Source organism: Chryseobacterium sp. WLY505 (genome assembly GCF_030846215.1).
Taxonomy (GTDB): domain Bacteria; phylum Bacteroidota; class Bacteroidia; order Flavobacteriales; family Weeksellaceae; genus Chryseobacterium.
On sequence record NZ_JAVCWI010000001.1, the window covers coordinates 662,971 to 685,329 of the forward strand.

Below are 22,359 nucleotides of genomic sequence, written 5' to 3' on the forward strand. Positions count from 1 at the left end.
TGTTATTTTTTAGGATTAATTTTTAATTTATTCATGAAAACCGCAGAAGTGATCAATAATGAAAGCGGAATCAGGGAAAGATAAAATGCCTGCTGACCGCTGAATTCCTGAAACACAAAACCGGTAATAATAGAACCTATCGTTCCTCCGATTGCTGAGAAAACAACGATCAATCCTGACATCGCACTGTGCAGATATTTAGGGATTGATGCCAGAATCACAGAATTGATACTTGGATAAATCGGTGCCAGCAAACCTCCCATCAACGGAAATAAATACACGACCAAAGGAGCATTCATCCAGTTTGTATTTGTATCAATATGAATATTATGAGTCAATGGTAAAACCAACAATAAACTGATAGCAAAACCGACTACACAAAAAGAAACTACATAGATCCAACTGAATTTTTTGGAGAAGAATCCCGATAAAAATCTTCCCAACGCAAAAGCTCCTGCCAAAACCGCTCCTGCCTGGATACTCATAGAAGTAGGCACTTTTAAAATTTCTTTATAAAACGTAGGCGTCCAGGTTTGAAAGCTCTGCTCTACCAATACAAAAAGGAATGCACACAATAAGAAGCACAACACTTTTTTATAACTGAACAAACTTGCACTGTTTCTTAAATCTCCCAATAAATCTGTTTTATCACTTTTAGCTTCCTGTTCATTCAGTTTTGAAAAGAATAAGAATAAAAAAGATAGCGTTGAAAGTCCTCCCAGCACCCAATACACATTCAGCCACTCTGTAGATTTCGGATTATGATCATCAATATATAAACTGAATAAAACATTTCCCGCCAATACTCCGATCATGAAAAACCCTTCCAGAAATCCCATAAAGCTGGAGTGTTCTTTATCTGTTTCCGTTACCAGGCCGATAGAAGTAAAAACCGATATTTTGATTAACGCAAATGAAACTCCTACGGTAGCAAATAATAATTTGAATACCCAGAAGGTATTGGTAAACGGCATTACAAAGCACATGCAGCTTACCAGTAATAAAGCAATCAGCATTGATTTTTTGATTCCTATCTTCGGAATAAATGAAGCCAGAATGAAAGAACATATGGCAATCGGAAGATCTTTGAAGCCTTCCAAAACACTGGCCGACGATTTTGAAATCCCAAAATTCTGCTGTACCTGTAGAATGACTGTTCCTACAGAATTCAGAAGAATGGCGAAGACAAAATAGTTCAAAAATAAAACGGCCTTGATGTTAAGATTTTTCATTCAGATGATTTCTTGTCGGCTAAGATAGAAGCATTTCTGTTAACGATAATTTAACACAGTAAATCAATATTTGAACTATATTAATATATTTAGTATTTTTAATGAATAAATATGATTAACTAGATGAAAGTTACTTTTGAAAGGGTGATCCCTAATGAAAAGAGTTCATTCCGTACCATACACAATAATTCTCCCATTTCAGAATTCAAATGGGAATACCATTATCATCCCGAAATTGAGCTGGTATGTGTGATTTCCGGGAGCGGAACCCGCCACGTAGGATACCATAAAAGTAATTATACGAATGGTGATCTGGTGTTAATCGGATCTAATATTCCCCACTCCGGATTTGGACTGAATTCTATTGATCCGCATGAAGAAATTGTACTTCAGTTCAAAGAAGAAATCCTTCAGTTTCCCGAGCAGGAAGTAGAATCGAGATCCATCAAAAATCTCTTGGAACTTTCAAAATATGGGATTCACTTTCATCAAAAAGTAAAAAAAATAATGCTTCCCAAACTAAAGCTGATCCTGGAATCAGAAGGCTATAAAAGATACTTGTTGCTATTGGAAATTCTTTTTGAGCTTTCGAAATGTGAGGATTATGATCTTTTAAATAAGGAAATCATGCCTTATACCATTATTTCTAAAAATAAAACCCGTCTTGAGAATATCTTCACCTATGTAGAGCATAATTACGACAAGGAAATTGATATTGAAGAAGTAGCAAAACTAGCTAATCTCACTCTACCCGCTTTCTGTAATTTCTTTAAAAAAGCAACTCAGATTACGTTTACAGAATTTGTGAACCGTTACAGAATCAATAAAGCATGTCTGCTGATGGCTCAGGACAGGTCTATTTCAGAATGCAGTTATCAATGTGGTTTTAATAATGTGACGTATTTTAACAGGATGTTTAAAAAATATACGGGGAAAACTCCTTCGGAATTTATCAGAAATTATTCTCATAATAAAGTGAATGTAGATTTAAAGGTTGAAAAAGAGGTTAAAGCCAAAGTAAGTTTTTAATAATTCGGCTCTTTTTTCAATTTCCACGGTTATAGAAAACGTTGTGTTGTCCATTCCGTAGGAATCCAGATTTAGCTATATAAACTCTGTATGAAGGTTACAACACAAAAGCAAACCATGCTGAGACTCCTACGGAGTGACAAAGTGAGTGAAGAAATTTACTAAGAATTAAAAATCTGCGTCATCTGCAAAATCTGCGAGAGAAAGCCCCAATCTATGAATCAACAAAAAACAAAAAAGCCACTCTAAAAGAGCAGCTTTGTATTATTGAGTAAAAACCAGTCACTAAATAAACCAGTAATTATTTCCATTTAATATTGCATCCCATGCTAGGTCTCTGAATTTCTTCCTGAGGTTCTCCAGCCAAAAGATTTTCAAAAGCAATAATCAGGTCTTCACCAGTTACATCTTTATTATTTCCCGGTCTTGAATCATCCATCTGACCTCTGTATACAAGATCAAGCTTATCATCAAAGAAATAAAAATCCGGTGTGCAGGCTGCATCATAAGCTTTTGCTACCGCCTGGCTTTCATCAAACAGATAAGGGAAGTCGAATCTTCTTTCAATCTGGAATTCGATCATTTTTTCCGGAGAATCTGCCGGATATTTTTCGATATCATTAGCATTGATGGCGATGAATTCAATTCCGCGCTCGTTATAATCTTCGTATAGTTCATTGATCTTGTCAATTACATGAAGAACAAACGGACAGTGGTTGCACATAAAGATTACCAAAGTACCTTTTTCTCCTTTCAGTTCTTCCAAAGACTGAAGTTCATTCGTTTTTGACGGGTTAGGAAGTTCAAAAAACGGAGCTTTTGTTCCTAATGCCAACATATTTGAGGGAGTATTCATATCCTTATTTCTTTACCGGCAAAGATAATTATTTCTTTTGTTAATTAGGAAGAAGACATTTTCATTTTTAATAAAGTAAGGAAGCTGGAAGCTGGAGGTGGGAAGATTTTCAGCCCTCAAAAATAGTTATAGCCAAATTCTATTATTGCATTATTCAGCCTTAAAAATAACTTCCAGCTTCCATTCTTTCAGCATCCAGCCTTTAGTTTATTTTTCTTTAAATAGTCGACAGATTTATAAAACTTATAATATCCTTTGGAAGTTATAGTAAAAAGTTTGTAGTTTTGCTAACGCTGTTAGTAAATAAATATCATGGGTCTACATGAACGCCGTCAACGAGAAAAAGAATCCATCCGTGCAAATATTTTGCAGGCTGCTTTTACGTTGGCGAAAACTGAAGGCTGGGGTTCGCTTTCTATGCGTAAGATAGCAGATGCTATTGAGTATAGTGCTCCCGTTGTATATGATTATTTTGAAAATAAAGAAGCTATTCTATTTGAAATTTCTTTAGATGGCTTCCACAAGTTACATATAGAATTACTAAAAGCTCAGCAGAAACACGATACTCCAGAAGAGCAACTTGTTGCTATTGTGGATGCGTACTGGAACTTTGCTTTTAAAAACAAGGAATATTACCAGCTGATGTTTGGTCTTGGAATGCAGTGTTGCGGAAAAGGTCAGATGAAAAAGGAATTCTCATCATTTCAGGAGCTTATCTATGAATGTACTTATGAGATAATAAAGAAAAACGGATCCAATCCGGACAATGCCTGTCATATGTCTCACGCTCTGTTTTCTGCCGTACACGGTATGATCTCTATTATGATGATGCGTACAGCTGATATCCCTTCAACAATGAATAAGACTACATTGGACGAAACTGTTTCGGCTTTTATTAAGTCTTTGTAATTTTTTTTTGAATTAAAAATTAACACCGTTAGGAAACTTAACACTGAATTAATATAAATAATTCTGTTATTCCTGATTAAAAACTCAAGCTTTTATGAAACCATTCATCGTTTTCAGTTGTTAAAATTAGTCATTTTTTGCTTATAAATTAACACTGTTAGTAAAATTAACACACCTTACACCAACATTATACACTTCAATACATTAACAACAATTTTCAATTATGGAAACAATCGACTTTATCTGACATTAAAAATTCTGTAATTTTTTTTGAACTAATTATTAACACTGTTAGGAAAAAATACAGCATTTATCAAAACACTTTACTTACCTCTAACACTTCATTAAAAAAATTAAACCAACAATGAAATTACCTGGAAAAACAAGGTTTATTGTACTTATTGCAAGTATAATTCTTTTACAGAGCTGCACAAAAGCCGCAGAAGGAACCAATGCCGCACCTCCAGCTCCAGAACTTCCGGTTTATACCGTTATCACTTCACCCGCTACTACATATCAGGAATTCCCAACTGCTTTAGAAGGGAAAAACAACGTAGAAATCAGATCTCAGGTAGATGGTTACCTGGATAGAATCTATGTAGAAGAAGGAGCTTATGTAAGAGCAGGACAACCGTTATTTAAAATAGATTCAAGAAGTTATGGCGAACAGATGAATATGGCTCAGGCTAATCTTCAGGCTGCCAATGCCAATATCCAAAAAGCAAGAGTGGAAGTAGACAGACTTCAGCCACTGGTTGCTGCCAAAGTTGTTTCTGATGTACAGCTTAAAACTGCAAAAGCCAATTATGAAGCGGCTGTAGCAGCAGCTGCACAAGCGAGAGCCTCTGTAGGAAGCGCAAGAATCAACGTAGGATTTACAACCATTACAGCTCCTGTAAGCGGCTATATCGGAAGAATTCCTTATAAAAAAGGAAGTCTGATTTCAAGAACAGATGTAAATCCATTGACTTTATTATCTGATATCAGCGAAATCTACGCCTATTTCTCTTTAAGCGAACTTGACTTCATTGCTTTCCAGAACAAATATCCTGGAGCAAGTCTTGAAGAAAAACTGAAAAATATGCCGATGGTAGATCTTGTGATTGCCGACAACAGTACTTACCCTGAAAAAGGAAGATTGAGTATTGTAGACGGACAGTTTGATAAAACTACCGGAGCCATCAGTGTACGTGCCGTTTTCCCTAATGCCAACGGAACTTTAAGAACCGGAAATACAGGAAGAGTGCGTATGCCTCAGCTGATTTCTAATGCAGTGGTTATTCCACAGGAATCAACCTTCGAAATTCAGGATAAAACCTATGTTTATGTAATGGGTAAAGACCAGAAGGTAACCGGAAGACCGATCAAAATATCAGGAAAAACGGATAGCTATTATTTTATTTCTGAAGGGCTTGCACCTGGAGAAAAAATTGTATTCACAGGAATTGGAAACCTGAAAGACGGTGCTTCTGTTAAGCCGAAAAACATTTCTTCTGACAGCTTATTAAAAGCGAAACCATTATAGTCCTTTCCGAATACAGAAGACTTAAAAAAATAAACTTCTTATGTTAAAACAATTTATAGAAAGACCGGTCCTTTCAACGGTCATCTCCATAATACTTTTATTATTGGGAGCTTTGTCTCTCTTTAATTTACCGATTGCCCTCTTCCCGGATATCGCTCCACCGAGCGTTCAGGTAACGGCATTCTATCCTGGAGCTAATGCTGAGGTGGTAGCACGTTCGGTTGCCACTCCTATTGAGGAAGCCGTGAACGGGGTTGAGAATATGACCTATATGACTTCCAACTCCAGTAACGACGGTACTATGACCCTGAGTGTTTTCTTCAAACAAGGAGCAGATGCTGATAATGCAGCAGTAAACGTACAGAACCGTGTATCGAAAGCGATGAGCCAGCTTCCTCAGGAAGTAGTACAGGCCGGGATTTCAACCCAGAAGGTTCAGAATAGTATGATCATGTTCATGGGATTAACCAGTGAAGATGAAAAACAATATGATGAATTATTCCTTCAAAACTATCTGAAAATTAATGTTATTCCACAGATACAGCGTATTCCGGGTGTAGCACAGGCTCAGGTATTCGGAACAAGGGATTATTCCATGAGAATCTGGCTGAAACCGGATCGTCTGGCAGCTAATAATCTTTCTCCGCAGGAAGTGTTAGGAGCCATTAAAGATCACAACCTTGAAGCTGCTCCGGGTCGTCTTGGACAGGGAAGTAAGGAAACTTACGAGTATATCCTTAAATATAAAGGAAAACTGAACAAGGATGAAGATTATGAAAATATCGCTATCAAAGCAAACAGTGATGGATCTTTCTTAAGATTAAAAGATGTTGCAAGAGTAGAATTTGGTTCTTATACTTATACTGCGACCAACAGAGTAGACGGAAAACCGGTTGCCGGATTTGCTATCCTGCAGACAGCAGGTTCCAATGCCAACGAAATCCTTACCGAGATTGAAAAGCAGGTAAAAGTAATGGAAACCACTCTTCCAAAAGGAGTGAAACCGATTATCATGTATAATTCCAAAGACTTCCTTGATGCTTCTATCCATCAGGTTGTGGAAACACTTGTTATCGCCTTCATCTTGGTATTTATTGTAGTATTTATTTTCCTTCAGGATTTCAGATCTACCTTAATTCCGGCTATTGCCGTACCGGTAGCAATTATCGGAACATTCTTCTTCCTGCAGTTATTTGGTTTCAGTATCAACATGCTTACCTTATTTGCATTGGTACTTGCCATTGGTATCGTAGTGGATGATGCCATTGTGGTGGTAGAAGCCGTCCATTCTAAAATGGAACAAACGGGAATGCCTGTAGAACATGCTACGATGCACTCGATGAGCGAAATTTCAGGAGCTATTATTTCCATTACATTGGTAATGTGTGCCGTGTTTATCCCGGTTGGATTTATGCAGGGACCTGCGGGAGTTTTCTACAGACAATTTGCCTTCACATTAGCAATTGCCATTTTGATTTCAGCAGTGAATGCATTGACATTGAGTCCTGCATTATGTGCAATGTTCTTGAATGATCCTCAGGGAGAACATGGGGAGCACGGTCATAAAAAAGGGTTTGGAGCAAGATTCTTCAATGCTTTCAACGCCAGCTTCAACAGCATGACCAGAAAATATATCTATAGCCTTAAGTTTTTAATTAAAAATAAATGGGTGGCGATAGGAGGTCTTGTTGTCATCACAGCAGCAAGTGTATTTTTGATCAAAAAAGCACCGTCAGGATTTATTCCTACGGAAGACCAAGGATTCGTATTGTATGCGGTGAATACTCCTCCGGGAAGTTCACTGGAAAGAACACACAGAGCTACGGCTCAAATTGATAAAATTATCAACGGTGAAAAAGCAACTAATCACCTTTGGGTAGCAGACGGGATGAACTTCATCAGTAACGCCAACGCTTCTCCATATTCTGCAGGTTTCATCAAACTTAAAGATTACGACAAACGTGGTGAGATGAAAGACCCGGATCAGATCGCTGCAACATTAACAGGTAAGGTAAGCCAGGTGAAAGATGCCAACGCATTCTTCTTCAACTTCCCCACTGTACAAGGTTTCGGTAACGTTTCCGGATTTGAATTCATGCTTCAGGATAAAACAAACGGTTCTTTTGAACAATTGGGAACAACCACTCAACAGTTCATTGGAGAATTGATGAAAAGACCTGAAATTGCTTTCGCATTTACAACATATGCGGCAGGAAACCCACAGTATACCATTGATGTAGATACTGATAAAGCCAACCAGCTGGGCGTTTCTGTAACAGAACTGATGCAGACCATGCAGATTTATTTCGGAAGTAGCTTTGTATCGGATTTCAACAGATTCGGGAAATATTACAGAGTAATGGCTCAGGCCGATATTCCTTACCGTACGGATGTTAATTCATTAGAAGGAATTTATGTAAAAAATAAATCAGGAGAAATGGTTCCTGCCAAAACTCTGGTAACGTTAAAAAGATCTTTCGGTCCTGAAACGGTAACAAGAAATAACCTTTTCAACGCCGTTACAATTAACGGAACTCCGAAACCTGGTTACAGTACCGGAGATGCCATCAAAGCGGTAGAAGAAGTTGCTCAACAGTCACTTCCGAGAGGATATGGATATGAGTGGACAGGGATTACCCGTGAAGAGATTAAAACAAGCGGACAGACTGCCTTTATTTTCTTCTTAAGTATTCTATTCGTTTACTTCTTACTGGCAGCCCAATATGAAAGTTATATCCTTCCGTTTGCTATTATTCTTACCATTCCAACAGGGATTTTCGGAGTATTTGCTTTCACAGGATTAGCTGGAATTGATAACAATATTTACGTTCAGGTAGGATTGATCATGCTTGTGGGACTATTGGCGAAAAATGCCATCCTGATTGTAGAATTTGCTGTACAGAGAAGAAAAGCAGGTAAGACATTAATTGAATCTGCACTTCAGGCATCAAGATTACGTCTAAGACCGATCTTAATGACCTCTTTCGCCTTCATCGTGGGAATGCTTCCGCTGGTATGGACACAAGGTGCTTCTTCAAAAGGAAACCACTCTATCGGTTACAGTACCGTAGGAGGAATGCTTACAGGAGTAATATTCGGAATTTTCATCATTCCGGTAATGTATGTAGTATTCCAGTACCTGCATGAAAAAATGCCAAGCAGAAAAAAGAAAAGACTTCTGAAAAAACAAATGGAGGAAGAGCTTTTAGCTGCTAGTCACTAATAAAAAATGAATGACAAAAACTTAGAGAAAATTTTAAGATCATAGGTTTACCTATTTACCTGCCTGTTCTTAATGGTTTACAAAAGCTAACTATTTTCTCCTACTAAAGACAATTTTGCCTCAACAGAAACCTCTCTAAGTTTTGTTTTCAATTAAAAGTTTAAAAACTATGAAAAGAGTTAAAAATATTATTCTAACATTTGTGCTGGCCATCGGCTCTGTTTCGTGTGTGTCTAAACTGGCATACACGGAGCCTGAGCTTCCGCTTCCGGAAAAGTTTCAGTACACCGCAACTGCAGACACAGCCAGTATAGCCAATCTGGAGTGGAAACAGTTTTTCAGTGATCCTATTTTACAGGGACTGATTGAAAAAGGAATTAAAAATAATTATGACCTTCAGATTGCCCTGAAACAGGTAGCTGCTTCACAGGAAAAACTGAAACAGGCAAAATATATGCAATATCCGGACGTTGGTTTCGGAGTAAGCGGACAGATTTCAAGACCTTCCAAAAACAGTATGAACGGGCAAAGCTTAAATTTATTTTTAGGCTCGAGCCATGTTGAGGATTATAACGCAGCCTTCAACCTTTCATGGGAAGCTGACATCTGGGGAAAAATCAAAAACCAGCAGGAAGTTTCAAGAATGCAGTATCTTCAGACGTATGAAGGTTCAAAGGCTGTTCAGACTCAGGTGGTAGCAGCTATTGCACAAGGGTATTATAATTTATTAATGCTTGACAGACAATTAGCAATTGCAAAATCCAATCTGGAACTGACAAGCAATACCCTTTTAATGACGCAAAAAATGTGGGAAAGCGGTGATAACACTTCTTTAGGAGTACAGCAGGCAGCCGCACAGAAACAGGCAACAGAACTTCTGATTGCCCAGCTGGAGCAGAATATCGCTATTCAGGAAAATGCATTAAGTATTCTGACAGGTGAACTGCCTAATAAAGTAAACAGAACCATTGAAATGTCTGATACCTCTCTACCTCAAAACATTACAGCCGGACTTCCGGCAGCGATGGTAAGCAGAAGACCAGACGTTCGTCAGCAGGAACTGGTTTTATTAGAATCCAATGCGATGGTAGGAATTGCTCAGGCGAATATGTATCCGGCATTGAAGATTACCGCTAACGGAGGAGTCAATTCATTCAAATTTGACAACTGGTTCCAGATTCCGGCTTCGTTATTCGGATCGGTTTTAGGAGGAATTACCCAGCCTATTTTCCAGAAAAGACAATTGAAGACAGATCTGGAGGTAGCGAAAATTCAAAGAGAGAAAAATGTTCTGGCATTCCGTCAGTCAGTATTGAATGCTGTAGGAGAAATTTCTGATGCTTTGGTTTCCAATGAAAACTTAAAAGTTCAGGAACAGAAAGCCACAGAGCAATCTACCACGTTGAAAGACGGAATTAAAAGTGCACAACTTCTTTACAAAGGAGGTTCAGCCAATTACCTGGAAGTGATTACAGCACAAGGGAACTCCCTACAGGCAGAGTTGAATCTGGCTTCCATTAAAAGACAGAGATTAAGCAGCATTGTAGATTTATACAGAGCTTTAGGCGGCGGTTGGAAGTAGTAAATTAAATTATATTTGTTTTAAGATGCGGTTCTTTTCAGAGCCGCATTTTTTATGATTTTAGTGATGAAATGAATGATCATCGAACCATTAAGAACATTTAAGTTGCTAAGTTTAATTAAGAAAAATCAAATAGATTTTTAAGACAATACTTGATAGAACCAAGTTTAAAAATTCTGTTTGTCATTCTGACGAAGGAAGAATCTCTTTAATTGTTAATGAGATTCTTCACTCCACTTTGCTCCGTTCAGAATGACAAACTAAGCGCTTAGTTTCTCCGCACACTATGTCATCTCGTAGGAATCTATATTTTCAAAACTTCCAGAGCCACTTAATAATGTAAAAGTATTTACTTTTCAAACTCCTCCGCAATCCATTTCAGCAAATCTTCGTAGTCTTTTTCAGAATACCCCAATTGTAAATAACGAATATCATCCGCCTTTCTGTACCACGTCAGCTGACGTTTTGCATATCTGCGGCTGTTCTTTTTAATTTCTGAAACCGCAAAATCCAGATCCCACTCTCCATCAAAATATTTGAAAAGTTCCGCATATCCTACCGTATTCAAAGCCGTAAGTTCTTTGAATTTCTCAAGACCTTTTACCTCATCCAGCAAGCCGTTCTCCATCATAATGTCTACCCTGCGGTTGATTCTGTCATACAGTTCTTCTCTTGGAGCTTCAATTCCGATTCTGATTACATTAAAATCCCTTCCATTTTGAGAAACCGAAATATGTTCAGAATATTTTTTTTCCGTTTGCCAGATAATATCAATAGCTCTCAACAGCCTGCGGTGATTGTGAATATCCACTACATTGAAATATTCAGGATCCAGTTCTTTTAAAATCTCCTGAAGTTTTTCAATTCCCTCCTGCTCCATGATATTTTGAAGCTTCTCCTGATTTTCAGCATTGGCTTCCGGAAGATCATGCAGACCTTCTATCACCGCTTTTTCATACATCATGCTTCCGCCAACAAGAATGACAGTGTCATGAGTAGTAAAAAGCTCATTAAGCTTTTGAAGGGCATCTTCTTCGTACTGCCCGATAGAATAATAGTCTTCCACTGAAAGATTTCCGATGAAATGGTGAGGTGCTCCGGCCAGTTCTTCTTCCGAAGGTGCTGCAGTTCCTATTTTCATTTCTTTAAAAAACTGGCGGGAATCACAGGAAATAATTTCCGTATTGAAATGCTGAGCCAAATCAATTGCCAATCTCGTTTTTCCAATTCCGGTGGGTCCTACTACAGAAATTAAATTTTTCTTTTTCACCGCGCTAATTTACGAAAATGCACTCATTTGATTTTTTATTTTTAAATACAAATAAAGCTACTGTTTATTTTGAACCATTAAGTTTTTAATGAAGAAGTTGAGAATATTAAGATGAGCTTTGCTCTTAGCATGACACTTATAAAAATCTACCTGATTTTTTTCCTTAATTAACTTAACAGCTTATATGTTCTTAATGTTTCAAATAAATTTAAAAATTGAATGATCATATATTTTATGTCGAAGTTTCATGGTATTATAGTATAGACTTAAATGTTTATCTTTGTAGAACAATAAAAAACTATGATTTTATCAATGACCGGATTCGGTAGAGCCGAAGATGTTTTTGAAGGAAAAAAAATTACTATAGATATTAAATCTCTGAACAGCAAGAGCTTTGATTTAAATATTAAAATTCCTTTACGTTATAAAGAAAAAGAATTTGAAATCAGAAAAATTCTTAACGATAGAATTATCCGTGGAAAAGTAGACTGCTACGTTAATATTGAGAATCTTGAAGAGTCCAATGATGTAAAAATCAATAAAAACTTAATTGACTCTTATATCAACGAACTTAAAAACATAGCTTCTGACGGTCCCAATTTCGAATACCTTAAAATGGCAGTAAGACTTCCTGATGCCATCACATCCAGACCTGACGAATTGACAGAAGGTGAATGGGAGGCTTTGGCTAAGATTGTCAACAATGCCGTAGACAGATTCGAAGAATTCAGAAGAACTGAAGGCGGTATTTTACACGAGGAACTCAACAGAAATATCCAGAATATTGACAAGTACCTTGGAGAAGTGATTCCTTTTGAAGAAGAAAGAATTGTCAGCGTGAAAGAGCGTTATCAGAAGTCTTTGAAAGAATTTGAAAACGTTGATGAAACCCGTTTCTATCAGGAAATGGCCTATTTTACAGAAAAACTTGATATTTCTGAAGAAAAGGTAAGACTTGCCCAGCACCTGAAATATTACAAAGAAGTAATGGACAATGAATCTTTCAATGGAAAAAAACTGGGCTTTATTTCTCAGGAAATCGGAAGAGAGATCAATACCCTGGGTTCTAAAGCCAATCACGCAGAAATCCAGAAACTGGTGGTGATGATGAAAGACGACCTTGAAAAAATTAAAGAACAAACGTTAAACGTATTGTAATGACAGATACGAGGTACGAGATGCATGGTTGCCATTTCTAAAAAAAGAACCCCGCAACTCGAACCCCGTAACCCGAAACCAAAAAAAATGGATAAAGTAATTATATTTTCAGCACCATCAGGGAGCGGAAAAACTACATTGGTAAAGCATTCACTGGAAACATTTCCTGAGCTGGAATTTTCAATCTCATGTACAACGAGACAGCCCAGAGGAAGTGAAGTTCATGCGGTAGATTATCATTTTCTGACACCGGATGAGTTCAGACAGAAAATTTCTGAAGATGCTTTTGTAGAATATGAAGAAGTATATACTGACAAATATTACGGTACTTTAAAGTCTGAAGTAGAGAAAATCTGGAATCAGGGAAAAGTAGTTATTTTTGATGTAGATGTAAAAGGAGGAATTTCGTTAAAAAAATATTTCGGTGATAAAGCGTTGTCTATTTTTATAGAACCGCCTTCCATTGAAGAATTGGAACGAAGATTGATCTCCAGAAACACAGATGATGCAGAAACCATAAAAACCCGTGTAGCAAAGGCAGAAGAAGAAATGACCTACGCCAGCGGGTTTGACAAGATCGTGATTAATGAAGATCTTGATGCAGCTAAAATAGAAATAGAAAGTTTAATAAAAAGTTTTATCAGTAATTAATGGCTGGAAGATGGAAGCAGGAAGATGGGAGTAACTCAATATTCTCAAAATCTAACTTCTAATTTCTAACCTCTAGCTTCTGATCATAAAAAATTGAGGTGGATATGAGTACCGAAACATTAGAAAAAGCTAAATCTGCAATTCCTGTCAGAGGATTTCTGGATATAAAAGATATTGCTATTCCTCAGGGAGAAGAGCTTGTGAAAGCCATTCTTCAACTGAAAGAAGAAAAAAATGCGGTGATCCTTGCCCATTACTACCAGCCCGGAGAAATTCAGGATATCGCAGATTTCCTTGGAGATTCTTTACAGCTGGCTAGACAGGCTAAAGATACCAATGCTGACATGATTGTATTCTGTGGAGTACATTTCATGGCAGAAGCCGCTAAAATTCTGAATCCAACTAAAAAAGTAGTTCTTCCTGATACCATGGCCGGATGCTCACTGGCAGACGGTTGTTCCGGAGAAGGATTGAGAAAAATGCGCGAACAGCACCCGAATGCTTTAATTGCCACTTACATCAATTGTAATGCAGAAACCAAAGCAGAAAGTGACATCATCGTAACAAGTTCCAATGCTGAAACAGTAATTGAAGCCCTTCCGAAAGACAGACCAATTATTTTCGCACCGGATAAAAACCTGGGAAGATATCTGTCTAAGAAAACAGGTCGTGATATGATCCTTTGGGACGGAAGCTGTGTAGTACACGAAGCATTTTCAATGGAAAGAATTGCCCAGCAATTGGCAGATAATCCGGATGCAAAACTGATTGCACACCCTGAAAGTGAAGAAGCAGTATTAAAACTGGCTCACTTCATCGGTTCCACTTCTGCCCTGTTGAACTATGTAGAAAAAGATGACTGTCAGAAATTCATCATCGCTACAGAAGAAGGAATTCTTCACGAAATGAGAAAACGTGCTCCTCACAAGGAACTGATTCCTGCACTGGTTTTTGATGAAAGCTGCAACTGTTCAGAATGTTTCTATATGAAACGTAATACCATGGAAAAGCTGTATTTATGTATGAAATATGAGCTTCCTGAAATTCTTATCGACGAAGAATTAAGATTAAAAGCATTGAAACCTATTGAAGCCATGCTGGACCTTTCGAAAAGTATAAAATAAATCAAAGCACTGTTTTCACAGTGCTTTTTTATTGTTCTAAGGACAGATATTATGTTTAAGATACTCCTCCGCTCATACATGACATATCCACAATAACACACATTTTACAACGGTCAGGAAGCATTTGAAAAGCTTCACATGGAGCATCGCCTGGATTATTTCCGTAAGTAGTATTCTTAGGACATCCTGTACACGTGGCTGAACCTGCCCCTTGCAGTGCTTGAAGTTCTTTTCTGTTTAATTTCTTTAGATTTTTCATAGTAGTTTTAAATTAATTTTTGATTGTCTGTTTTTATAATAAATTGATCGTTTTTAAACAATATTTTTCTAGCCTTCCAGAACCATACAGCTGCCTGGAATGGATGGATCATAAGGGAATAGGTAAAGACAAACTTTACGTCCTTTAAAATCTGTACATACCGCACATCCTTTCGGTCCGCAGTCAAGATTTACAGCACAGCTGTCTCCAATACCTCCGATAATAGCTCTTAAGCTTTCTCTGTTTAATTTTTTTGAATTTTTCATAGTATTTTATTTTTCAAATAGGGTCTAGTCTTTATCCAATGCTATAGCATCGGTGCATAACAGGTTCCTCCCGGTTTTAGCCAGCAGCCCCACTTTCCACCTCCGCGGAAACAGACAAATTGCTCTCCTCCGCATGCTTCAATCTGAATATCAGTGAAACCACCTTTGATATTTTTTTGATCTTCTCTTGATAATTTCTTGATTGTTTTCATATTGCAATAATTTTAGTATTCTGTAATAACAATAAATTCATGATGTAAATCAGTAAGGACCAAAGCATTCAAAGCTTACTAATACTCTTCCTTTACAGCACTCCGGTAGTGCATAATAATCGGCACATGATCTTGGTTCACCAGGTCCGTAGGGTCCGGCAGGACAATTCTCAAAACAGGTATTCACATCTCCTCCACCGATTGATTTCAGAGTTTCTCTGTTTAATTTCTTTAAATTTTTCATGATTATTTTATTATTAGTTAATATCATAAATGTAACATTTTTAATCAATTACACCAAATATATCTCCTAAAATGGAAATATATTTTATTATGTTAAAAACTTGGTCATTTCAAAATAATTTGTACATTTGTTCTGTTACAATGAATTTTTTAAGAAACATATCTGATATTTCTGCCCTGAAAGCTACTATTTCAGGCGTATCTTCTGTTTCTACATTCACAACTACAACAACTACCCCATAACGGGGTAAATTTTCACATATTATTTCCGGTACCCGTACTCTTTTTTTTCAAAGAGTATCCATTTCTTTATTCAACTTCAAAAAAATAATTGATGAAAGTTTTAAAATTCGGCGGAACATCAGTCGCCCATTCTCAGAATATATTACTGGTGGAAAAAATCATAAAAAGTGAATCTTTAAAAAGTAAAGTTGTTGTTATTGTATCCGCTCTTCACGGAGTAACGGATCAACTGATCAAAGCAGCAGAATATGCTTCTGTAAAGGATGAAAGTTATATCCAGACTCTTCAGAATCTTGAAGAAAAACATATCAGTCTGGTGAAAGAACTTTTCCCAATCGCAGAGCAAAGCTCATGGTTAAGTTTTGTAAAAAAGCATTTTAATGATATCGAAGACCTCTGCAATGGAATTGCCGTACTTGGTGAACTCACAGATAGAATTAGAGATAAAATCGCCTCATACGGAGAGTTTCTGTCGTCAAAAATTATAGCAGCGAGATTACAGCATGAAGGACTAGACTGCGTATGGATGAATTCTGCAGAGCTTATCAGAACAGACAGTAATTTTACCAACGCAAAAGTAGATTTCGATTCTACTGAAAAAAATATCGCCTGTTTTCTGAATGAAAATCAGAACAGTATTATCATAGGACCAGGCTTTATTGCGAGGGACAAAAAAAATAATGCCACTACACTAGGAAGAGGTGGATCAGATTATACGGCTTCTATTGTTGCGGCTTCTATTGATGCGGAAGAACTTCAGATCTGGACCGATGTAAGCGGAATGATGACTGCTGATCCCCGTCTGGTTTCCAATGCCAAACCTATTTCAGAAATATCGTATCATGAAGCGATGGAACTGTCTCATTTTGGAGCCAAAGTCCTTTATCCGCCCTCCATTCAACCTGTGATGGTAAAAAATATAAATCTGCTCATCAAAAACACCTTTGACCCGGAGGCACGGGGAACTTTAATCTCCCATCAACTGAGATGTTCTGAAGATGAAAAACAGATTGCAGTAGGAATTTCAAACATGAACAATATTGCCCTGCTTACCCTTGAAGGCAGTGGAATGGTAGGAATACCCGGAATTTCAGCAAAACTATTTCAATGCTTAAGTCATGAAAAAATAAATGTCATTCTTATTACACAGGGATCTTCAGAACATTCAATCACCATTGCTATTGAGAAAAAAGAAGCTCTACGTGCTGAAAACGCCATCAATTCTTCTTTTGCTGATGATATCAATCTGGAAAGAGTATGTGCTGTAAAAATTGAAACAGAGCTTTCTATTGTCGCTTTAGTAGGAGAAAGTATGAAAAGCAGAAGCGGTGTGAGTGCAAAAATGTTTGGATGCCTCGGAAATAACGGGATCAATATAAGAGCAATTGCACAGGGATCTTCGGAAAGAAATATAAGTATCGTTATTTCAGAAAAAGATAGTAAAAAAGCCGTCAATGTACTTCATGAAGAATTTTTTGAGTCTGAAATAAAGCAAATCCATCTGTATATCTGTGGAACAGGAAATGTAGGTTCAAAACTCATCCAGCAGATTTATACCCAAAATGATTATCTAAAAGAAAACTTTTTGATCAACCTTAGAATTGCAGGAATTTCCAACAGCCGTTGTATGCTATTTTCAGACCAGGGAATTTCACAGGAAGATTACCTTAACTGGAATCAGCAGAATGAAAAAGTCTCTGCCAGAGAATTTGCTGATGAAATTATCCGCAGAAATCTTAGAAATTCTGTCTTCATTGATGTAACGGCAAGCGCTGATATTCCCGAAGTGTATGAAAGCTTATTAAAAAGAAGTGTAAACATCGTGGCCTGTAATAAAATTGCAGCTTCTTCAGATTTCAAAAAGTATAAAACATTAAAAAATACAGCACGAAACCACAGCTGTAATTTCTATTTTGAAACCAACGTTGGAGCAGGGCTTCCGGTAATAGGAACTATTAATGACCTCATTAAAAGCGGAGACCAGATTCAATCTATTCAGGCCGTATTGAGTGGAACATTGAATTTTGTATTTAATGAGTATGACGGAAGCAGAACTTTTTCTGAAGTAGTGGCCCAGGCTCAGAAGGAAGGATATACAGAGCCGGATCCAAGACTTGATCTGTCCGGAACAGATGTAGCCAGAAAAATTTTAATTCTGGCAAGAGAGGCAGGATATCCGCTTCAGTTTGAGGAAATTGAAAACATAAGTTTTCTGCCTGAAGAATGCATGCAGGGAAGCGTTGAAAGTTTTTACGAAAAGCTTACAGTATATGAAGATCACTTTAAAAACTTATTAAATAAAGCTAAAACTGAAGGCAAAATATTAAAATATGTCGCAGAATTTGAAAACGGAAAAGCCAAAGTAGGTTTACAGCATATTGCTCCGGATAGTGATCTGTTTCACTTATATGGAAAAGACAATATTGTTATTTTTAAAACGCTGAGATATTCTGAGCAGCCTTTGGTTGTAAAAGGAGCCGGTGCCGGAGCTGATGTAACGGCAAGCGGAGTTTTTGCAGATATTATCCGTTCTATTTAAAAACACAGTTATGAAAAAAGTAAAATTAAAAGTCCCGGCCACTGTGGCCAATCTGGTTTGCGGATTCGATATTTTAGGAATGGCAGTCCATGATCCTTATGATGAGATGGAATTCAGATTATTGGAAACCCCGGAAATTATTATAAAACATACAGATTCTTTTGGACTTCCTGAAGAACCGTCCAAAAATGTTGCAGGAATTGTCTTATTGAAAATTCAGGAACACTTTAATCTGAAAAACGGCTTTGAAGTCATTATTCATAAAAATATAAAGCCCGGAAGCGGGCTCGGCTCCAGTGCGGCAAGTGCCGCCGGAGCCGCCTTCGGAGCCAGTGTATTATTAGGAAACAAACTTTCCAAAGAAGAAATGGTTTATTTTGCCATGTTTGGGGAAGAACTTGCTTCGGGAGTACGACATGCAGACAATATCGCACCATGCATCTATGGTGGAATCACCTTGGTAAAATCTACCAGCCCGATTGATATTATTCCTCTAAACAGTCCTGATTTATTTGTAACGGCTGTACATCCGCAGGTAGAAGTCAAAACTTCAGATGCCAGACAGATTTTAAAGAAAAATATCACTTTAAAAAGCGCTGTGGAACAATGGGGAAATATAGCCGGACTTGTAGCCGGGATTCAGAAGAATGACTTTGCTTTGATTGGCAGAAGTCTAACCGATGTCATTATAGAACCTGTCCGCAGTATTCTGATTCCAAAATTTAACGAAATCAAAGAAAAAAGTCTGCAATCAGGAGCTTTAGGAGGAGGAATTTCCGGTTCCGGACCTTCTATTTTTATGCTGTCTGAGCAAAAAGAAACTGCAGATAAAATCGCTCAGATGATGGAATCAGTATATGATGAAATTGAAATAGAAAGTTTTGTATACGTTTCAAAAATAAATCCGGCTGGTATTCAAATCATTAAAGAAGCTTAATCATAAAAAACAGAAATGAAATATTATAATTTAAAAGACCATCTGGAAAAAATCAATTTCAGAGAGGCAACAATAAAAGGTCAGGGAAAAGAAAAAGGGTTATTCTTTCCTGAAAACATTCCCCAGCTTAATAAAGAATTTATTCAAAATCTCCATCAGTATTCCAATGAAGACATTGCTTACCAATGTATGAAAGATTTTGTGGGAGATGAAATTCCTTCGGAAATACTCAAAGAAATTGTAGCAGAAACTGTGAGTTTTGAGATTCCTTTAGTAAAAATTAATGAGCAGATATCCATATTAGAACTGTTTCATGGTCCTACTCTAGCTTTTAAAGATATTGGTGCGAGATTTATGAGCCGCTGCCTGTCTTATTTTCTAAAAGATGAGGAAAAAAAAGTAACTGTTCTTGTTGCCACTTCCGGAGATACCGGAGGAGCTGTTGCCCATGGATTTTATAAAATTCCGCAAATTAATGTAGTCATTCTGTATCCTAAAAACAGAGTCAGTCCGGTGCAGGAGAAACAGTTAACGGCATTAGGTGAAAATATTTCTGCACTAGAAGTAGATGGCAGTTTTGATGATTGTCAGAATCTTGTCAAACAGACTTTTTCAGATGAAGAAATCAACAGTCAGTTATTTCTGACATCCGCCAATTCTATCAATGTGGCAAGATGGCTTCCCCAGCAGATTTATTATTTAATAGCTTTGAAACAATGGATTCAACAATATAAGGAGCATCCTGCCATCTGTGTACCCAGTGGTAATTTCGGAAATATCTGTGCGGGACTTCTGGCTCATTTCAGAGGGTTGCCAGCCAGCCATTTTATTGCAGCCTGTAATGCCAATCATGTAATTCCGGATTATTTTACAACTCAGAACTACCAGCCGCAAAAAGCGATTGCAACTCTATCCAATGCGATGGATGTAGGAGATCCGAGTAATTTTGTACGAGTTCTGGAGCTTTTCGGGCATCAGTTTGAAACTGTAAAAGATAAAATATCGGCTTATTCCATTGATGATGACCAAACCATGAGCACCATCACAGAAGTTTATGAAAAATACGGATATATTCTGGAACCTCACAGTGCCGTAGCCTTTGCTTCAATGGAAAAATATCTGAAAGAAAATCCCCATCAAAAAGGATTTATCCTGGGAACTGCTCATCCGGTAAAATTCCCTGATGCTGTAGAAAAAGCGATTCAGACCCATATTGAAATTCCGGGGTCGTTGAATGAGCTTATGAAAAAGGAGAAAAAAACTGTAGAAATAAATTCAGATTTTGAAGAATTAAGACGATTTTTGCTTCATAAAATCTGAAGCAATGAGCAAAATATATCTTGAAGATGTAAGAATATACGCGTACCATGGTGTACTTCCTGAAGAAAATATCATCGGTACCTATTATATTCTGAATGCAGAACTTCATACCGATCTGTGGAAAGCAGCCACATCCGACGATTTGCATGACACGATAAGTTATGCAGACATCAATGATATCCTTCACCGTGAAATGAAAATAAATTCCAAATTACTGGAACATGTAGCAGGAAGAATCATCACAAAAATTCATGACAGCTTTCCACAGATCGACTATATTAAATTAAAAATCACCAAAACAGCTCCACCTATGCAGGGAGAAATGAAAGGTGCAAGTATTGAGTTGGAAAAGAGCTTTAAACCGGAAAATTAAAATCCTTATTTTCGTTTCATTAAAAAAACATACAAATTGAAATTCGTTAAAATATTATTTTTAGTAGCAGGAATCAACGTTTTTGGCCAGGCCGGCGTTGATAATCAGTTGGCAGCTTATAACTTTCCGAAGATCAGATCCAGTATTACAATGCCTGTGACCATTCCCCTTTCGGAGCTGAGCAATATGATCAATGCTTCCGTGAAAGATCTGGTGTACCAGGATGATTCTTATACAGACAATAACAATGATCAGTTTAAGGTAAAAGTATGGAAAACAAGACCCATCCGCCTTGTAGGTGGAACCAGCCAGAATCTACTGATTGAAGTTCCCTTAAAAATATGGGCAGAAAAAGGAATCGGTACTTTGGGAGTTTATACCTATCAGAATACCACCTTTGAGACAGTAATGTCTTTCAATACCACCGTTACTTTTAAAAATAACTGGACCATTACTACAAACACCCGGCCCAATGGCTTCAGATGGGTAACAAAACCTGTTCTGGACTATGGAAGAATACAGATTCCTATTACCTCCATTGTTGAAAAAAGTTTAAAAGAACAACAGGAAAAATTCTGTAAAACCATTGATCAGCAGATGGCTACACAGTTGAATTTCCAGCAATATGCCTTAATGGCCTGGAATACTTTCCTGCAGCCCTTCAATATTTCGGAGGAATATAATACATGGCTGAAAGTAAGTCCTGTGGGAGTTAATATCACTCCTTTGAAATTCTATGGAAACCAGATCAATGCAACCCTTGGTGTGGATATCTTTTCTGAAACTTTTACTGGGAATAAACCTGCAGCTTCTTCACCAGTAACCAGTGTTGCTAATTTTAATACAACACCTACCGTTGCTGACAAGTTTATTCTTCAGACTACAGCCAATATTCCTTTTACAGAAGCAAGTAATATGGCGAGAAAAACTTTCCTGAATAAGGAATTTGATATTCGCGACTCCAAAGTAAAAGTAACAGATATCAGAGTATACGGTGTTGATGACAGAGTCGTTATTGAGGCTCAGACTGACGGCTATATAAAAGGTACTTCTATTATTTCAGGAATTCCGGTGTATGACGAAACAAAAAGAAAAATTGTATTGTCAGAAACCAAATTCAAGCTGAAAACTACCAATATTCTGCAGAAAACAGCTTCTCTCCTGTTTCAGGGGAAAATCGTAAAAATGATTGAAGAAGAATATGGTATTCCTACTCAGGAACTGGAAGAAACTTCAAGAAAAAGTATTGAAGAAGCCTTTAATAAAGAATATTATAAAGGTTTAAAAATGAACGGGAAAGTTTTCAATCTTAAACCCAGTAAAATTCTACTCAGCAATACAGGAATTACGGCTGTTATTGATACGAACGCTTCATTAAAACTGCTTGTCAATGGGTTCTAAAATTTTA

General features: G+C 37.2%; 20 protein-coding genes. 13 read left to right on the plus strand and 7 right to left on the minus strand.

Going from position 1 to position 22,359, the window contains the following annotated elements; genetic code table 11:
* Window positions 1-2: 2 nt before the first annotated feature.
* A complete protein-coding gene (locus tag RAH34_RS03045) occupies window positions 3-1,232 on the minus strand; it encodes a sugar MFS transporter (RefSeq protein WP_306595105.1) in 1,230 nt (409 codons plus the stop codon).
* 123 nt (window positions 1,233-1,355) lie between these two features.
* On the opposite strand from RAH34_RS03045, the gene RAH34_RS03050 reads away from it, so the two are divergent.
* Window positions 1,356-2,261 (plus strand): AraC family transcriptional regulator, encoded by a 906-nt coding sequence (locus tag RAH34_RS03050; protein WP_306595106.1) that lies wholly within the window; start codon window positions 1,356-1,358, stop codon window positions 2,259-2,261.
* Between the two features lie 301 nt (window positions 2,262-2,562).
* Here the strand turns inward: RAH34_RS03050 and RAH34_RS03055 are convergent, their stop codons facing one another.
* Complete coding sequence (locus tag RAH34_RS03055; protein ID WP_002976725.1) at window positions 2,563-3,117, minus strand: thioredoxin family protein; 555 nt, start codon at window positions 3,115-3,117, stop codon at window positions 2,563-2,565.
* A gap of 312 nt (window positions 3,118-3,429) precedes the next feature.
* Between RAH34_RS03055 and RAH34_RS03060 the strand changes: the two genes are divergently transcribed.
* The 4 genes from RAH34_RS03060 (at window position 3,430) to RAH34_RS03075 (ending at window position 10,356) form a co-directional block, all read left to right on the plus strand.
* Window positions 3,430-4,026 (plus strand): TetR/AcrR family transcriptional regulator, encoded by a 597-nt coding sequence (locus RAH34_RS03060; RefSeq protein WP_034694942.1) that lies wholly within the window; start codon window positions 3,430-3,432, stop codon window positions 4,024-4,026.
* Window positions 4,027-4,390: 364 nt separating this feature from the next.
* Window positions 4,391-5,551 carry an efflux RND transporter periplasmic adaptor subunit gene (locus RAH34_RS03065; RefSeq protein WP_306595107.1) on the plus strand — a complete coding sequence of 387 codons (1,161 nt, stop codon included), beginning with the start codon at window positions 4,391-4,393 and terminating at the stop codon, window positions 5,549-5,551.
* Window positions 5,552-5,591: 40 nt separating this feature from the next.
* Window positions 5,592-8,774: an efflux RND transporter permease subunit gene (locus RAH34_RS03070; protein WP_306595108.1), complete on the plus strand. Its 3,183-nt coding sequence runs from the start codon at window positions 5,592-5,594 to the stop codon at window positions 8,772-8,774.
* A gap of 169 nt (window positions 8,775-8,943) precedes the next feature.
* Complete coding sequence (locus RAH34_RS03075; RefSeq protein WP_306595109.1) at window positions 8,944-10,356, plus strand: efflux transporter outer membrane subunit; 1,413 nt, start codon at window positions 8,944-8,946, stop codon at window positions 10,354-10,356.
* Window positions 10,357-10,705: 349 nt separating this feature from the next.
* Here RAH34_RS03075 and miaA read toward each other — a convergent pair whose 3' ends face one another.
* Window positions 10,706-11,626, minus strand: coding sequence for a tRNA (adenosine(37)-N6)-dimethylallyltransferase MiaA (gene miaA / locus RAH34_RS03080; protein WP_306595110.1), 921 nt, complete (start codon window positions 11,624-11,626; stop codon window positions 10,706-10,708).
* A 300-nt stretch (window positions 11,627-11,926) separates the two neighbouring features.
* Between miaA and RAH34_RS03085 the strand changes: the two genes are divergently transcribed.
* The 3 genes from RAH34_RS03085 to nadA all read left to right on the plus strand — a co-directional run bounded on the left by RAH34_RS03085 (window position 11,927) and on the right by nadA (window position 14,559).
* On the plus strand, window positions 11,927-12,784 hold the full coding sequence (locus tag RAH34_RS03085; RefSeq protein ID WP_114819275.1) for a YicC family protein: 858 nt from the start codon (window positions 11,927-11,929) through the stop codon (window positions 12,782-12,784).
* Between the two features lie 87 nt (window positions 12,785-12,871).
* Entirely contained in the window at window positions 12,872-13,435 is a 564-nt protein-coding gene (gene gmk / locus RAH34_RS03090; RefSeq protein ID WP_306595111.1) for a guanylate kinase, read from the plus strand.
* A 104-nt stretch (window positions 13,436-13,539) separates the two neighbouring features.
* On the plus strand, window positions 13,540-14,559 hold the full coding sequence (gene nadA / locus RAH34_RS03095) for a quinolinate synthase NadA (RefSeq protein WP_114819277.1): 1,020 nt from the start codon (window positions 13,540-13,542) through the stop codon (window positions 14,557-14,559).
* 55 nt (window positions 14,560-14,614) lie between these two features.
* Here nadA and RAH34_RS03100 read toward each other — a convergent pair whose 3' ends face one another.
* The 4 genes from RAH34_RS03100 to RAH34_RS03115 all read right to left on the minus strand — a co-directional run bounded on the left by RAH34_RS03100 (window position 14,615) and on the right by RAH34_RS03115 (window position 15,540).
* Window positions 14,615-14,818: a hypothetical protein gene (locus RAH34_RS03100; protein ID WP_114819278.1), complete on the minus strand. Its 204-nt coding sequence runs from the start codon at window positions 14,816-14,818 to the stop codon at window positions 14,615-14,617.
* Between the two features lie 68 nt (window positions 14,819-14,886).
* Entirely contained in the window at window positions 14,887-15,084 is a 198-nt protein-coding gene (locus tag RAH34_RS03105) for a hypothetical protein (protein ID WP_306595112.1), read from the minus strand.
* 41 nt (window positions 15,085-15,125) lie between these two features.
* Window positions 15,126-15,296: a hypothetical protein gene (locus RAH34_RS03110; RefSeq protein ID WP_156106417.1), complete on the minus strand. Its 171-nt coding sequence runs from the start codon at window positions 15,294-15,296 to the stop codon at window positions 15,126-15,128.
* Window positions 15,297-15,345: 49 nt separating this feature from the next.
* Window positions 15,346-15,540, minus strand: a complete 195-nt coding sequence (locus RAH34_RS03115; protein WP_114819280.1) for a hypothetical protein — start codon at window positions 15,538-15,540, stop codon at window positions 15,346-15,348.
* A gap of 333 nt (window positions 15,541-15,873) precedes the next feature.
* Between RAH34_RS03115 and thrA the strand changes: the two genes are divergently transcribed.
* From thrA to RAH34_RS03140, 5 genes are read left to right on the plus strand one after another with little or no spacing between them, the layout of a single operon-like run.
* On the plus strand, window positions 15,874-18,321 hold the full coding sequence (thrA, locus tag RAH34_RS03120; RefSeq protein WP_306595113.1) for a bifunctional aspartate kinase/homoserine dehydrogenase I: 2,448 nt from the start codon (window positions 15,874-15,876) through the stop codon (window positions 18,319-18,321).
* Between the two features lie 10 nt (window positions 18,322-18,331).
* Window positions 18,332-19,258 carry a homoserine kinase gene (locus RAH34_RS03125; protein WP_306595114.1) on the plus strand — a complete coding sequence of 309 codons (927 nt, stop codon included), beginning with the start codon at window positions 18,332-18,334 and terminating at the stop codon, window positions 19,256-19,258.
* A 15-nt stretch (window positions 19,259-19,273) separates the two neighbouring features.
* Entirely contained in the window at window positions 19,274-20,578 is a 1,305-nt protein-coding gene (thrC, locus tag RAH34_RS03130) for a threonine synthase (RefSeq protein WP_114819284.1), read from the plus strand.
* A gap of 4 nt (window positions 20,579-20,582) precedes the next feature.
* Window positions 20,583-20,951, plus strand: coding sequence for a dihydroneopterin aldolase (gene folB, locus RAH34_RS03135; RefSeq protein ID WP_114819285.1), 369 nt, complete (start codon window positions 20,583-20,585; stop codon window positions 20,949-20,951).
* A 36-nt stretch (window positions 20,952-20,987) separates the two neighbouring features.
* Window positions 20,988-22,352 (plus strand): DUF4403 family protein, encoded by a 1,365-nt coding sequence (locus RAH34_RS03140; protein WP_114819286.1) that lies wholly within the window; start codon window positions 20,988-20,990, stop codon window positions 22,350-22,352.
* The last annotated feature ends 7 nt before the right edge of the window (window positions 22,353-22,359 follow it).

Excerpts from the sequence above, each read along its gene's own strand:
- RAH34_RS03085 (WP_114819275.1), top strand. The coding sequence starts at position 11,927 with ATGATTTTATCAATGACCGGATTCGGTAGAGCCGAAGATGTTTTTGAA.
- folB (WP_114819285.1), top strand. The coding sequence starts at position 20,583 with ATGAGCAAAATATATCTTGAAGATGTAAGAATATACGCGTACCATGGT.
- RAH34_RS03070 (WP_306595108.1), top strand. The coding sequence starts at position 5,592 with ATGTTAAAACAATTTATAGAAAGACCGGTCCTTTCAACGGTCATCTCC.
- thrA (WP_306595113.1), top strand. The coding sequence starts at position 15,874 with ATGAAAGTTTTAAAATTCGGCGGAACATCAGTCGCCCATTCTCAGAAT.
- RAH34_RS03115 (WP_114819280.1), bottom strand. The coding sequence starts at position 15,540 with ATGAAAAATTTAAAGAAATTAAACAGAGAAACTCTGAAATCAATCGGT.
- nadA (WP_114819277.1), top strand. The coding sequence starts at position 13,540 with ATGAGTACCGAAACATTAGAAAAAGCTAAATCTGCAATTCCTGTCAGA.
- RAH34_RS03065 (WP_306595107.1), top strand. The coding sequence starts at position 4,391 with ATGAAATTACCTGGAAAAACAAGGTTTATTGTACTTATTGCAAGTATA.
- RAH34_RS03045 (WP_306595105.1), bottom strand. The coding sequence starts at position 1,232 with ATGAAAAATCTTAACATCAAGGCCGTTTTATTTTTGAACTATTTTGTC.
- RAH34_RS03055 (WP_002976725.1), bottom strand. The coding sequence starts at position 3,117 with ATGAATACTCCCTCAAATATGTTGGCATTAGGAACAAAAGCTCCGTTT.
- RAH34_RS03125 (WP_306595114.1), top strand. The coding sequence starts at position 18,332 with ATGAAAAAAGTAAAATTAAAAGTCCCGGCCACTGTGGCCAATCTGGTT.
- thrC (WP_114819284.1), top strand. The coding sequence starts at position 19,274 with ATGAAATATTATAATTTAAAAGACCATCTGGAAAAAATCAATTTCAGA.
- RAH34_RS03110 (WP_156106417.1), bottom strand. The coding sequence starts at position 15,296 with ATGAAAACAATCAAGAAATTATCAAGAGAAGATCAAAAAAATATCAAA.
- RAH34_RS03050 (WP_306595106.1), top strand. The coding sequence starts at position 1,356 with ATGAAAGTTACTTTTGAAAGGGTGATCCCTAATGAAAAGAGTTCATTC.
- RAH34_RS03075 (WP_306595109.1), top strand. The coding sequence starts at position 8,944 with ATGAAAAGAGTTAAAAATATTATTCTAACATTTGTGCTGGCCATCGGC.
- RAH34_RS03060 (WP_034694942.1), top strand. The coding sequence starts at position 3,430 with ATGGGTCTACATGAACGCCGTCAACGAGAAAAAGAATCCATCCGTGCA.
- RAH34_RS03105 (WP_306595112.1), bottom strand. The coding sequence starts at position 15,084 with ATGAAAAATTCAAAAAAATTAAACAGAGAAAGCTTAAGAGCTATTATC.
- gmk (WP_306595111.1), top strand. The coding sequence starts at position 12,872 with ATGGATAAAGTAATTATATTTTCAGCACCATCAGGGAGCGGAAAAACT.
- RAH34_RS03100 (WP_114819278.1), bottom strand. The coding sequence starts at position 14,818 with ATGAAAAATCTAAAGAAATTAAACAGAAAAGAACTTCAAGCACTGCAA.